We start from the raw sequence: 13,784 nt of genomic DNA, 5'->3' as shown, positions 1-13,784 counted from the left end.
TTTCGGGGAGTTACCGCATGTCCAACCGTTACGACGCTCTCATCATCGGTGGCGGCCATAATGGCCTTGTCTGCGCCTTCTACCTTGCCAAGGCGGGGATGAAGGTGCGCGTGCTGGAGCGGCGCGATATAGTCGGCGGCGCAGCGGTGACCGAGGAGTTCCATCCCGGCTTCCGCAATTCTACCGCGAGCTACACCGTCAGCCTGCTGCGGCCCAAGGTGATCGCGGACATGAAGCTGCACGATTATGGCTATCGCGTGATCGAGCGGACGATCAGCAACTTCTTCCCGTTCCCTGATACCTACCTGAAACTTGGTGGCGGCCCGGGCCGCACCGAAGCGGAGTTCGCGCGCTTTTCCAAGAAGGACGCCGAGGCTTATCCCAAGTACGACGCTGCGCTGGAGAAGGTCGCCAACGTGCTGCGCGAAATTTCGCTGCAGACGCCACCGAACGTCGGTGGAGGGATGGCTGCGCTGAAGTCTGCCGCGATGCAGGGCTGGCCGATTGCCAAGCTGGACATCGCCACGCAGCGTGATCTGCTCGACATCTTCACCAAGTCCGCCCGCGATTTTCTCGATGGCTGGTTCGAGGACGATCACGTGAAGTCCGCCTTCGCGTTCGATGCGGTGGTTGGCAACTACGCGGGCGTTTCCACGCCGGGCAGCGCCTACGTGCTGCTGCACCACGTGTTCGGCGAAGTGAACGGCAAGCTGGGCGCATGGGGCCACTCGGTTGGCGGCATGGGTGCGATCACCCAGGCGATGGCCAAGGCCTGTGCCGACGTGGGCGTGGAAATCAGCCTTGAGGCGCCGGTCTCCAAGGTGCTGGTGAACAATGGCAAGGCCGCTGGCGTGAAGCTTGAAGGTGGCGAGGAGCTCTATGCGCCGATCATCGCTGCGAATGTCGGCCCAGCGCTGCTTTACCGCCAACTGGTCGATTCCTCGGATCTCGATGAGGATTTCAACCGTCGGATGAAGAGCTACAAGACCGGATCAGGCACGTTCCGCATGAACGTGGCGCTATCCGAGCTGCCCGATTTCACCGTGCTGCCGGGCAAGGCGCAGGCCGAGCACCACACCGCCGGGATCATCATCGCGCCGGGCATGGACTACATGGATCAGGCCTTCATCGATGCGCAGCAGCACGGCTGGTCGAAGAAGCCAATCGTCGAGATCAAGATTCCGAGCACAGTGGACGACAGCCTCGCACCTCCGGGACAGCATGTGGCCAGCCTGTTCTGCCAGCAGTTCGATCCGAACGTTGATTGGGACAAGCACCGCGAGAAGGTGGCCGATCTGATCATCGATACGGTCACCGAACATGCGCCAAACTTCAAGGGCAGCATCATCGCGCGGCAGATCCATTCGCCGCTCGATCTGGAGCGCAAGTTCGGGCTGATCGGGGGCGATATCTTCCACGGCACGATGGGCCTCGACCAACTGTGGGCTGCGCGTCCGGTGCTGGGGCATGCCGACTACCGTTCGCCGATCAAGGGCCTTTACATGTGCGGTTCGGGCACGCATCCCGGCGGCGGTGTGACCGGTGCGCCGGGGCACAATGCAGCGGCCGAGATCATCCGGGATCGCTCGATGCTGTGGAAGCTGCTGCATCGCGCCTGATTAGCAGGTACACCGGCAAGCCCAACGCGATGAAGCCCGCGCCATAGGTGAGGGCTTCGAGGCCAAGGCCCCATGCCGCCCAGCCAATGAACGCCGCTCCGACCAGCGCTGCGCCGACAAGGACGCGCTCGTCGGGGAGCAGGCGCACGGCGGCGAGCATGGCGATGAAGTACGACAGCATGCCCGCCGCAAGGCTCACCGATGCGATGAAGGCGAACAGATCGCCCATCCCGCGGCCGTAGTTCAGCAGGGTCACCACGCTCAACAGGACGCTCGACACGACGTGCGAGCGGACAGGCGTGCCGCGTGCGCCCTCGACCGCGAACCAACGGGGAAACACGCCACCTCGTGCCATCGCCCAAGGAACTTCGCCCTGTAGAAGGATGAAACCGTTGAGCGTGCCGAATGCGCTGATTGCGGCGAACACGGCTACGATCTGGCCCATGCCCGATCCGAAGAACTTGGCGAGGAAATCGGCGACGGGGGCGGGGGAGGCGGCAGCTTCGGCCATGGGCATGTAGAGTGCGAAGGCACCCGAGATGCCCATGTACACGAGTCCCGTAAGTACAACGCCGATCAGCGTTGCGCGCGGAACGACCGTACTGGCGTTTTCCACCTTGTCAGCCGGAACAGTGGCGGATTCGAGGCCGAGGAAGCCCCAGAAGGTGAGGCCCGCTGCCGTTGCAACCACGCCGCCGGAGAGGGCAACGGCAGGCTGGTCAACCGGAGGCGCGCCACTCACCAGCAGCCAGACGGCAAGGCCGCTGAGGCCCGCGAGGGGCACTAGCTTGAGCGCTGTGGTCACCACCGAAACATCGCCCGCAGCGCGAACGCCGCGGATGTTGACCAGCGTCAGCAGCCAGACGCAGCCCACCGAGAGCAGGGCAGGCACGGCGGGCGTCTTGCCGATCCATGGGAAGAGCAGGCTGAGATTGCTCACCACTGCCACGGCAACGGCACCGTTGCCCGCCCAGAGCATGGTCCAGTAGGACCAAGCCGTCACGAAGCCGAGGATCGGACCGAACGCCGACTGCGCATAAGCATAAGGCCCGCCCGCAAGCGGCAGACGCGCGCCCATACGGGCGAAACTGAAAGCGAGACAGAGTGCTCCGCCAAGCGTTACGGCCCAGCCGATCAACTGGTTGTAACCAAGCGGGGCGAGCGTTGCCGGCAGGATGTAGATCCCCGAGCCGATCATGTTGCCGACGACCAGCGCGAGCGTCATCCAGAAACCTAAGCCGCGTTTGTGCGAGGGCATTTGCAGTTCTCCGGAAACGACACTTGTGAAGAGTAACGCTTGATCGCGAGCCGTCACCATGTTTGTGATGCGCACAATGGCCAACGTCACCACATCCCCCCGCCGCGCTGCCGCACCTGCCTATGATCCGCGCCTGGTCCGTGCGGCCGTCGCGATGAACGAGAACGATCTGCCGACGGCAGAGCCCTTGCTGCGTTCGCTTCTTAAGGACGATCCATTCGATGTTCGCGCGATCCGTCTTTTTGCCGAGTTGGCAGGACGTATCGGGCGTTATGCCGATGCGGAAAACCTTTTGCGGCGCGCCATTGAACTTGCCCCGCAATTCACGCCTGCACGCGCCAATCTCGCGCTGGTTCTCTATCGCACCAATCGCGCGCCCGAAGCGCTGGAGGAACTGGCCAAGGTCACGGCTGACGATCCGGACAACGTCGGCCATGCCAATCTGCAGGCCGCTGCCTATGGCCGTCTCGGCGAGTTCGATGAGGCGCTGGCGCTTTACGAGCAGGTCCTGCAACAAGCGCCGAACCAGCCGCGCGTGTGGATGAGCTATGGCCACATGCTCAAGACCGTGGGGCGGCAGGCTGATGGTATCGCCGCCTATCGCAAGGCAATCGAGCTATTGCCTGTGCTCGGCGAGGCCTGGTGGAGCCTTGCCAATCTCAAGACTGTGAAGTTCTCGGATGACGACATTGCCGCGATGCAAGCTGCGCTGAAGCGCGATGATCTGACGCCCGAAGACCGCTGGCACCTTGATTTCTCGCTTGGCAAGGCGTTCGAGGACCGGGGCGAGGCAGAGGCTGCGTTTCGTCACTATGCCGCGGGCAACGAACTGCGACGTCGCAGGATGCCTTACAAGGCTGAAGATACAACCGAAAGTGTCGACGCTGCGATCGCAACATTCACGCCCGCGTTGCTTACAAGGCTTGCAGGACAAGGCTGTCCGGCACCCGACCCGATATTCGTGCTCGGAATGCCGCGCGCCGGATCGACTCTCGTCGAGCAGATCCTTGCCAGCCATTCGCAAGTCGAAGGCACCAGCGAGCTTTCCGATATCGGCTTCCTCGCGCGCAACATTGATGGCTATCCGGCTGCACTGGCCGGTCTGCCGTCGGGTGAGTTGCTTAAGCGGGGTGAAGCCTACCTTGCGCGCACGCGCGTGCAGCGCCATACCTCGCGCCCGTTGTTCATCGACAAGATGCCCAACAACTGGCTGCATGTGCCATTCATCCACCTGATCCTGCCGAATGCGAAGATCGTGGACGCGCGAAGGCATCCGCTCGCCTGCTGCTTTTCGAACTTCAAGCAGCACTTCGCGAGAGGGCAGGGCTTCAGCTATTCGCTCGACGACATGGGGCGCTACTACCGTGATTATGTGCGAGCCATGGCGCATTATGATCGTGTCCTGCCGGGCGTTGTGCATCGCGTGATCTATGAGCGAATGGTGGATGACACGGAAGCGGAAGTGCGTGCCTTGCTGCAGCATTGCAGTCTCCCGTTCGAGGAAGCCTGCCTCGCGTTCCATCAGACCGAACGGGCCGTACGCACGGCAAGCTCGGAGCAGGTGCGCCGTCCGATCTTCCGCGAAGGCACCGAGGCTTGGAAGCCGTTCGGACCTTGGCTCGAGCCGCTCAAGACTGCGCTGGGCGAAGTGCTTGATTGCTATCCGGACGCGCCTCGTAACTTCTGAACCAACATCGTTGTAAATTAGCCACGCCGCTGAGTTAACAATCGTTTCCCGCGCCATGCGGCTTGACGATCCGCCCTGCTGCGGAGCAGCATTGCGTCGCAAAACAGAAACATGAGGGTACATTCTGCCATGCGCCGGAATTCCAAGACCAACCGCAATGGACGATTTGCGCGGCTGCTGCTTCTTGCAGGCACTGCGATCAGTATGCCTGCCATGGCGCAGGAAGCACAGTCGGAGGCGACCGACTCAGATCCCAACGTGATCATCGTGACGGCACAGAAGCGCAGCGAAAACCTGCAGAACGTGCCGATCTCCATTCAGGCGCTTGGCACGCAGAAGCTCGAGCAGCTCGGCGTTGCCAGCTTCACCGACTACGCGCAGCAACTGCCCGCAGTTACTTTCCAGGCGCTCGGTGGCACGCCCGGTACCAATGTCGTGTATATGCGTGGCGTTGCATCGGGCGGTGATGGTAACCACTCCGGCTCGCTGCCTTCGGTTGGCGTCTATCTTGACGAACAGCCCGTCACCACGATCGGCGGCAACCTTGACGTTCACGTCTATGATATCGCCCGCATTGAAAGCCTCTCCGGGCCGCAGGGCACGCTCTACGGCGCATCGTCCGAAGCCGGCACGATCCGCATCATCACCAACAAGCCCGACACCAGCAGCTTCTATGGCAGCGTCGATGGCGAGGTGAACACCGTCAACAAGGGCGGGCAGGGCTACAAGTTCGAAGGCATGATCAACGCGCCGATCTCGTCGTCGGCGGCGTTCCGCATTGTCGGCTGGTATCAGCGCGACGCCGGTTTCATTGACAACGTTCCGGGTACGCGCACGTTCTGCGGTACGCCCACCCGCGATGCAGATGACAATATCGACGGCTGCATCAAGGATGGCATCAGCGTAAACAATGCAGCCTTCGTAAAGAAGGACTACAACTACACCGATATCTACGGCGGTCGCGCGGCGCTCAAGGTCGATTTGGACGAGAACTGGACGGTCACCCCGCAGTTCATGTACCAGGAAACCAAAAGCCGCGGCTCCTACGGTTTCGATCCCTCGGTCGGTGACCTCCAGGTCCAGCACTTCTTCCCGGAATTCCGCAACGACAAGTTCTGGCAGGCGGCGCTGACCATCGAAGGCAAGTTCGGCAACTGGGACGTGACCTATGCCGGTGCTTACCTCGATCGCAAGACCTTCCAGTCGAGCGACTATACTGATTACTCGGAAGCGTATGACTCGCTGTACCAATCGTACGGAGGCCTCGCCAACTACTTCTATTATCAGGATTCTCTCGGCAACACGATTGATCCGCGACAGAAGGTCATCGGCACGGATCACTTCAAGAAGCTGAGCCAGGAGTTCCGCGTATCCTCGCCGCAGAGCGAGCCGTTCCGGTTCGTCGGTGGTCTGTTCTATCAGTACCAGTCGAACCTGATCCATCAGGATTACCAGATCGCCAACCTTGGACCGCTCCTCTCGGTCAATGGTCAGCCCGGCACATTGTGGCTCACGCAGCAGAAGCGCGTCGATCAGGACTATGCCGCTTTCGGCGAGTTCAGCCTCGATGTTTCGCCCACGGTCACGCTGACCGCCGGCGGCCGCGTGTTCATCTACGACAACACGCTGGTCGGCTTCTTCGGGTTCGGACGTAATCCTGCCTTCATCCAGGGCGCGGACGACAATCCTCCGCCCAACGCTGCGGGCTCTTCGCGCACCGGCGTGGCAGCTTGCTTCACCCAGTCGGGCCTCCGCCTGCGTGATGCCCAGCTTGCCGGGCAGACGGACACGACGCTGCTTCCGGCCGAAGTGGCAGGCGGCCCGTGCACCAACCTTGGCGTGTTCACGACCGACGGCGTCAAGCCGGTCAAGGCATCGGGCACTGGTGGCACCTACCGCTTCAACGCGACGTGGAAGCCGAACAGCGATATCCTTGCTTACGCGACGGTTTCGCGCGGGTTCCGTCCCGGCGGCATCAACCGTCGAGGCGATTTCGGTGCCTATCAGCCCGATTACCTCACCAACTACGAGATCGGCTTCAAGACGACGTTGGCCAATGGCTTGGTTCGGCTGAACGGGGCTATCTACCAGCAGGACTGGAAGAACTTCCAGTTCGCCTACCTTGGCCCCAACAGCTTCACGATCATCACCAACGGACCGAATGCCCGCATTCGTGGCTTTGATATCGATGCGTCGCTGTCGCTGGACAGGTTGAGCCTGAACGTCTCGGGCGCCTATGCCGATGCGAAGATCAGGAACAATCTTTGCGCTGCGGTAGACCCGACCTTTACCTGTTCGGACCCCGACAACAGCATCAGCGCTCCCGCGGGCACGCGCCTGCCGATCACGCCGCAGTGGAAGATGAGCGGTACGGCGCGCTACACCGTTCCGATGGGGGCTGGGAAAGTTTACGGGCAGGTCAACGCCACTTACCAGGGTTCGGCAAGCTCGGACCTTCGTGTCGACTTTGCTGCGGCTCAGGGCAGGCTTCCGGCCTTTGCGCAGGTCAACCTCGCAATCGGCGCGGAATGGTCGACCTACTCCATCGAAGCATTCGTCCGGAACCTTGCGGATGAGCGTGGGCAGCTTTCGCGCTTCGTACAGTGCGGTGCCTGCACCCAGCGGCCCTACATCGTGCCCAACACGCCACGCACATTCGGCGTGCGTGCCGGTGCGAAGTTCTGATGCGATGAAGATATGTGGTTGAGCCTGGTGCGGATCAGTTCCGCCCGGGCTCGCCCATCCTGACCAGCGCAGCCAAGGTTGAAGTCACCGGTGCCGCGATGCCTCCAGTCTGCGCTGCTTTGACGATTTCACCGTTGATCGCGTCAATCTCGGTCAGCCGGCCTGCCAGACGATCCTGCAGCATCGAGGGCTTGTGCGCCTTGTGATTGGCGAGCGCGAAGTCCGTCTTGGCCAGCAGTCGCGCACGATCCATGGCAATGCCCTTGGTGGCAGCAACGGCGATGGTTTCGTCGATGACGGCAGTCGCAATGCTGCGGCCTTCCTGTGTATCTAGCCCGCCAACCGGCAGATTCAGGATCGTGGATAGCGCATTCAGCGCTGCATTGAACGCCGCCTTTTCCCAAATGGTGGCAAGCACTTGCGAATCATGTTGCGCCCCCATGCGTGCAGCATTGAGTAACTCCACCGCAGTCCGGGCTGACGCTTCACCCGCCGGATCGAAGGCTCCAAGCCACACATGACCCGTGCCGTGTGCCGCGACGCCATTCGGCGGCGCAAAATCGGCAGGCCAATCGGTCACTCCGGCAATCACGTTTGCAGGAGAGAATACTTCTGCGATGGCTTCGGCGTTGCCCAGACCGTTTTGCAGGGTCAGAGCGCAGCATGCGCCATCGGCCAGGTGAGCTACCGACGCGATGGCAGCGCGACTGTGCATCGCCTTGGTGAACAGCAGTACCAGATCTGCGCCGTCGGTGTCCGCTGCCATACAGGCCTTCACCTTGACGACATGCTCGCCTGTCTCGTCGTGCAAATGGATTCCTTGGTCGGCAATGATGCTGAGCCGTTCACGATCAACGTCCACCACCGTCACTTCGCTGCCAGACAGTGCCAGGCGAGCAGCGAAGAGACATCCCATCGCTCCAGCGCCGACGACAACAACTCTCTCCATCGTGGAAATTCCCTCACGTACGTGCATGTGCGCGCGAGTATCCCGACCGTGGAGAAGTCAGGTCAACCCTGTCCATCTCGCAAAAGCGGAAAATGTCGGACAAACTGGGTGGCGGCTTCGGGCAAAATGCCAGAGCGGCGACGGTGCAGGCTGAAGCGGCGGTTCATGGCCAGTTCCGGAATTGCGAGTTTCCGAACGGTGCCATTGGCGATGTGAGGCGAGAGCAGGGGCTCTGGCAACCAACACAGGAGTTCGCTGCGCGAGGCAACCGCGATCATCGCTTCGACCGAACTGCTCTCCGCCACGATCCGCGGAGCAGGCATGCCTGATCGCTCGACAAGTTCTTCAAACAGGGTGCGTGGCGTGAAGGCAGGACCCGGCATAACCCAGCCGCAGGCGAGGGCGTCGCGCAAGCTTGCGGTCGTCGGCAATGGATGGTTTGCGGCACAGAAAACCGCAAAGGAGTCGGTGTAGTCGCATTGTCCAACTGTGCTCACGTCTCGGTGCGATAGCGGTCGGGACGTGATGGCGAGGTCGATTCGCCGGGTGAGCAACGCTTCGAGCAATTCGCCGTCCACCGCCTCAATCATCTCGAATGTGAGCAGCGGTGTCTCGGCGAGTACCCGTCCGACCGTTTCGGCAACCAGCGTGCGCTGCACGGCGGCAACCGCCCCGATGCGTACGGTGCCGCGCCTGAGTCCGCCTAATGCGGCCAATTCGTCGCGCGTGTTCTGCATCTCGCCGATCAGGTGGCGAACGTGAGGAAGCATCAGCCGTCCGGCTTCGGTGAGCGCCATGCCCTTGCCACCGCGCTCGAACAACCGGTGTCCAAGGCGCTGCTCCATCGCCTGGACCTGACGGCTGAGAGAGGGCTGCGTGAGGTTTACAACGCGGGCTGCGCGACCGAGGCTTCCGGTCTCCGCAATGGCGAGAAAGGCGCGAAGTTGGCGTTCGTCAAAATTCATGCGCAAAACGTATGACTTTGCCTGAAGAATGCAATTGTTTCGCAAGGGCTGCAGGTTCACTCTCCGGCACAATCAAAAAGCGGGGAGAGTCATGCTGACAGTGCGCGCCGTAACCATTGGCCTCTTGCGAGAACTCGGGATGACGACGGTGTTCGGCAATCCGGGCTCCACGGAATTGCCGATGTTCCGGGACTTTCCAGCCGACTTCCGTTACGTCATGGGCCTTCAGGAAAGCGTCGTGCTCGGCATGGCCGATGGCTATGCGCAAGGCACCGGGCGGGCGGCAATCGTCAATCTGCATAGCTCTGCCGGCGTGGGCCATGCTCTGGGCAACCTGTTCACCGCGTTCAAGAACCAGACCCCGCTCGTAGTGACGGCCGGTCAGCAGGCGCGCTCGATCCTGCCATACGAGCCGTTCCTGTTTGCCGAGCGAGCCGCGGAGTTTCCACGTCCGTTCGTCAAATGGTCTTGCGAACCCGCGCGGGCCGAGGATGTGCCCGCCGCGATCCATCGCGCATGGCTGGTTGCGATGGAGCCGCCCTGCGGGCCGACGTTCGTCTCGATCCCCATCGATGACTGGGACCGTGAATGCGAGCCGTTTACCCCGCGCAAGGTCTTCGCTGCGCGTCAGGCAGATGGTGCAGCCATAGCGTCCTGCGCCAAGGGTCTGGCAGCCGCGAAACGGCCTGCGATTGTCGTCGGTGCCGGTGTGGCGCGGGACGGCGCGTGGGATGATGTCATTGCACTGGCGGAGCAGCAGAATGCTTCGGTCTGGGTCGCACCGATGTCGGCCCGTTGCAGTTTCCCCGAGGATCACCCACTGTTTGCAGGCTTTCTCACGGCAGGACGTAAGGCGATCGTTGAAGCGCTCTCCCACTACGATTTCGTTCTGGCGCTGGGGGGGCCGATGAGCCTTTACCACGTCGAGGGGCAGGGGCGGCATGTTCCCGAAACGTGCGAAGTCTGGCTGATCGGCGACAACCATGTTCATGCCGCATGGGCACCGGCAGGCACTGCCATCGTCGCAGGATGCAAGGATGCGGTTGCGGCACTGCTGGCGAAAGCCGGAAATCCTGTTCGCCCCGAGCCAGCCCCCCGCAATCCCGCGCCGCTGCTCGACGGCAGGGCGATGACGGACGCTTACGTCCTGCAGCGCCTAGCTGCCCTTCGCACGCCCGAGAGCGTGATCGTCGAAGAGGCGCCATCGAGCCGTGGGCCGATGCACGATTTTCTGCCCATCCTGCGCAAGGACACGTTCTACACTACGGCAAGCGGAGGGCTGGGCCACGGTCTTCCCGCTGCGGTAGGCATGGCCATGGCCAGGCCGCATGACAAGGTGATTGCGGTGTTGGGCGACGGGTCTGCAATGTATGCGATCCAGGGCCTCCATGCAGCGGTCCAGCACGGCCTGTCCGTCAGCTTCATCGTGATCAAGAACAACCGTTACGAAGCGCTCCACCACTTCGGTCGCCACTTCGGCATGCAGGAACTTGTCGGCACCAAATTTCCTGAACTCGATTTCTGCAAGCTGGCCGAGGGCCACGGCGTGGCCGCTCGACGAGCAACAGACGCTGCGGCACTGGACGATGCGCTGGCATGGTCGCTCGGTGCCTCGGGTCCAACTCTCGTGGAAGCAGTTGTGCTATGACCTTGTCCCTCGCAGACCTCATTGATGACCGTCCTGACGAGGGCGTGTTCCGCGTCAGTCGCGCAATCTTCACCGACCAGCGCGTGTTCGAGGCCGAGATGCGCCATCTGTTCGAAGGTGGTTGGATATTCCTCGGCCTCGAGAGTCAGGCACCGGAGCCGCACGATTTCTTCACCACCCTTGCCGGGCGCGTGCCGGTCATGGTCCAGCGCGATGGCGAGGGTATCCTGCGGGCCTTCGTGAATTCCTGCCCGCACAAGGGCGCTCGACTGGCGCAGTTACGGCAGGGCAATGCTCGCTTGCACGTTTGCCCTTATCACAGCTGGAGCTTCGACAGCGCAGGACGCAACAAGGCGGTGAAGTGGAAGTCGGCTGGCTGCTATTCCGAAGCATTCGATCGCGATGATCACGGCCTCGCAGTGCTTCCGCGCTTCGAGAATTATCGGGGGTTCCTTTTCGGCAGTCTGGTCTCCGACGTTCCAACCCTGACTGACTATCTCGGCGAGGCGGCCAAGCTGCTCGATCTCGTGGCGGATCAGAGCGACGAAGGTATGGAACTGGTTCCAGGGCAGGTGACCTTTACTTACGAGGCAAACTGGAAGCTTCAGCTCGAGAATTGCTCGGACGCCTATCACTTCACCTCGGCGCATCCCTCGTACATCCGCGTGCTGGAGCGACGGCAGAAGGAACTTAGCGAAGACGTCGTCGCTTCCGTCTGGGAGAACAGCGACTACTGGAAAGAGGACACGCAGGGCGTTGGCGGCGGCAGTTTCAGCTTTGCCAACGGGCATGTGCTGAACTGGGGCGTGTTCGGCGTGACACCGGCGATCCCGCTCTACGAACGTGCCGCGCAGCTTGCCGAGCGACACGGGGAAGGCAAGCGCGACTGGATGTTCAACATGCGCAACCTCACGATCTTCCCCAACCTTCAGGTTGCAGAGAACGCATCGAGCCAATTGCGGGTGATCCGTCCGTTGGCGCCGGGTCTCACCGAAATGCGAACATGGTGCATTGCCCCCAAGGGCGAGGGCGCCGCCGCTCGCCGCCAGCGCATCCGTCAGTACGAGGACTTCTTCAACCCCACCGGCATGGCCACGCCTGACGACACGGTGTCATACGAGAACTGCCAGATCGGCTTTGCTGCAGCCGTCGAGCCATGGCTTCAAGGATACGCCCGCGGCATGACCGCAAGCGTCGCGGGCGGAAACCGCTTTGCCGACCGCATCGACCTGTTCCCGGAACGCAGCGTGCTTGCGGACTCACAGTTGTGTGATGAGACTCTGTATCACAGCTACTATCGCGCATGGGCACGCCGGATGGCCGGGGAATTCGCAGCATGAGTGGCGCGCTGACCCGCAGCGAAGCCGAGGACCTCCTCTACCGCGAGGCCATGTTGATCGACGCAAGCCGTTTCGCCGAGTGGCTCGAACTGTTCACGGCCGACGCCGAATTCTGGATGCCCGCATGGCGCGATGAGGTAACGCCGACGCAAGACCCCGATCGCGAGCTGTCGCTGATATACTACAAGGGGCGGCGCAATCTCGAGGACCGGGTCATGCGCCTTACCTCGGGCCTGTCGACCGCTTCGGCCCCGCTACCCCGCGTTGTCCATCAGGTGACGAACGTGCGTGTCACGGGGGAGGGGGAAGTGTCGGCGGCGTTCACCTGCCATCGCTTCGATGTGCGGATGAACCGCTCGGACTGCTTCTTCGGCCGCTACGAGTATCGACTGGTTCGACTGGACAACTCGTGGCGGATCGCGCGCAAGAAGATCATTCTTCTCAATGACACAATCCCCACGGTGGTGGACATCAATGCGATCTGATCAGACGATGACGTCTGCGACCGGCACGTAGTCATAGCCCAGTTCGCGGGCGACAGCTTCGTATGTAACCTTGCCTTCGTGGACGTTAAGGCCGGCCGCAAGGTTCGGATCAGCACGCAGAGCAGCCTTCCACCTCTTGTCGGCAATGCGCAAGGCGTGAGGCAGGGTGACGTTGTTCAGCGCGTAAGTGCTGGTCCGGGCGACCGCGCCCGGCATGTTCGCGACGCAATAGTGAACGACGCCATCGACGACATAAGTCGGCTCGGCATGGGTTGTCGCCTTTGAAGTTTCGAAGCAACCGCCCTGGTCGATCGCCACGTCGACGAGCACCGAACCCGGCTTCATCGTTGAAAGCATGTCCCGCGTAACCAGCTTCGGTGCTGCGGCACCGGGGATCAGCACCGCACCGATTACCAGATCCGCTTCGGCCACCAGCGAAGCCAGCGCGGCCTTGCCCGAATAAAGCGTGCGGGCGCGGCCTTCGAAGTGATTGTCAAGCTTTTCAAGCACGTCCGGATCGCGGTCGAGGATGGTCACTTCCGCGCCGAGGCCGACGGCCATCTGCGCAGCGTTGAAACCGACGACACCTCCACCGATCACCACGACCTTGCCAGGCAACACGCCGGGAACGCCACCAAGCAGGACGCCGCGCCCGCCATGCGCCTTCTCGAGCGCAGTGGCTCCGGCCTGAATCGCCATGCGTCCAGCAACCTGGCTCATCGGCTTGAGCAGGGGAAGGGCGTTGCCTGCACCGGTCACGGTTTCATAGGCGATGGCCGTCACGCCGGATTTCACTAGGTCGGCAGTCTGTTCAGGATCGGGTGCGAGGTGCAGGTAGGTGTATAGGATCTGGCCCTTGCGCAGCATCGCGCGTTCGACGGCTTGCGGCTCTTTGACCTTCACGATCATCTCGCAGCCATCAAACACGACCCGCGCATCAGCCTTGATAGCTGCGCCGGCCGCTTCGTAATCGGCGTCGCTCGCACCTATGCCATTGCCCGCGCCCGTTTCGACCCAAACTTCGTGGCCATGTGCGACGAGTTCACGCACGCTTTCCGGTGTCAGACCGACGCGGTATTCGTGGTTCTTGATTTCCTTTACGGTGCCGACGCGCATGGAACGCTCCTGAGGATCGAGTTCTACCAGAT

At 62.0% G+C, this 13,784-nt stretch carries 10 protein-coding genes; 6 read left to right on the top strand and 4 right to left on the bottom strand.

Annotated features, from left to right (window positions below):
- The first annotated feature begins 17 nt into the window (after positions 1-17).
- Positions 18-1,619, top strand: coding sequence for a phytoene desaturase family protein (locus ACZ1JX_RS07730; protein ID WP_465126172.1), 1,602 nt, complete (start codon positions 18-20; stop codon positions 1,617-1,619).
- On the opposite strand, the gene ACZ1JX_RS07725 is transcribed toward ACZ1JX_RS07730, so the two are convergent.
- Complete coding sequence (locus tag ACZ1JX_RS07725) at positions 1,573-2,877, bottom strand: amino acid permease (protein ID WP_465126171.1); 1,305 nt, start codon at positions 2,875-2,877, stop codon at positions 1,573-1,575. The two genes, ACZ1JX_RS07730 and ACZ1JX_RS07725, sit on opposite strands and share 47 nt — an antisense overlap.
- Positions 2,878-2,935: 58 nt before the next feature.
- On the opposite strand from ACZ1JX_RS07725, the gene ACZ1JX_RS07720 reads away from it, so the two are divergent.
- Together ACZ1JX_RS07720 and ACZ1JX_RS07715 are read left to right on the top strand one after the other, a co-directional pair.
- Positions 2,936-4,564, top strand: a complete 1,629-nt coding sequence (locus tag ACZ1JX_RS07720) for a sulfotransferase family protein (protein ID WP_465126170.1) — start codon at positions 2,936-2,938, stop codon at positions 4,562-4,564.
- A gap of 111 nt (positions 4,565-4,675) precedes the next feature.
- Positions 4,676-7,249, top strand: coding sequence for a TonB-dependent receptor (locus ACZ1JX_RS07715; RefSeq protein WP_465126169.1), 2,574 nt, complete (start codon positions 4,676-4,678; stop codon positions 7,247-7,249).
- Positions 7,250-7,283: 34 nt separating this feature from the next.
- On the opposite strand, the gene ACZ1JX_RS07710 is transcribed toward ACZ1JX_RS07715, so the two are convergent.
- Positions 7,284-8,198 carry a ketopantoate reductase family protein gene (locus ACZ1JX_RS07710; protein ID WP_465126168.1) on the bottom strand — a complete coding sequence of 305 codons (915 nt, stop codon included), beginning with the start codon at positions 8,196-8,198 and terminating at the stop codon, positions 7,284-7,286.
- A gap of 62 nt (positions 8,199-8,260) precedes the next feature.
- Positions 8,261-9,223, bottom strand: coding sequence for a LysR family transcriptional regulator (locus ACZ1JX_RS07705; protein WP_465126167.1), 963 nt, complete (start codon positions 9,221-9,223; stop codon positions 8,261-8,263).
- 31 nt (positions 9,224-9,254) lie between these two features.
- On the opposite strand from ACZ1JX_RS07705, the gene mdlC reads away from it, so the two are divergent.
- Genes mdlC through ACZ1JX_RS07690 form a run of 3 tightly spaced genes read left to right on the top strand, consistent with a single transcriptional unit; the run spans position 9,255 to position 12,636 of the window.
- Entirely contained in the window at positions 9,255-10,811 is a 1,557-nt protein-coding gene (mdlC, locus tag ACZ1JX_RS07700) for a benzoylformate decarboxylase (protein WP_465126166.1), read from the top strand.
- Positions 10,808-12,151: an aromatic ring-hydroxylating oxygenase subunit alpha gene (locus ACZ1JX_RS07695; protein ID WP_465126165.1), complete on the top strand. Its 1,344-nt coding sequence runs from the start codon at positions 10,808-10,810 to the stop codon at positions 12,149-12,151. Before mdlC ends, ACZ1JX_RS07695 begins: the two co-directional genes overlap by 4 nt.
- A complete protein-coding gene (locus tag ACZ1JX_RS07690) occupies positions 12,148-12,636 on the top strand; it encodes an aromatic-ring-hydroxylating dioxygenase subunit beta (protein ID WP_465126164.1) in 489 nt (162 codons plus the stop codon). The genes ACZ1JX_RS07695 and ACZ1JX_RS07690 overlap by 4 nt, the downstream gene beginning before the upstream one ends.
- Here the strand turns inward: ACZ1JX_RS07690 and ald are convergent, their stop codons facing one another.
- Positions 12,637-13,752, bottom strand: a complete 1,116-nt coding sequence (gene ald / locus ACZ1JX_RS07685) for an alanine dehydrogenase (RefSeq protein WP_465126163.1) — start codon at positions 13,750-13,752, stop codon at positions 12,637-12,639.
- Positions 13,753-13,784 lie beyond the last annotated feature (32 nt).

It is taken from the genome of Novosphingobium sp. BL-A-41-Hi4A-0G (genome assembly GCF_055521735.1).
The sequence above is the reverse complement of the archived record's forward strand: the minus strand, read 5'-3'. Positions and strand labels throughout refer to the sequence as shown.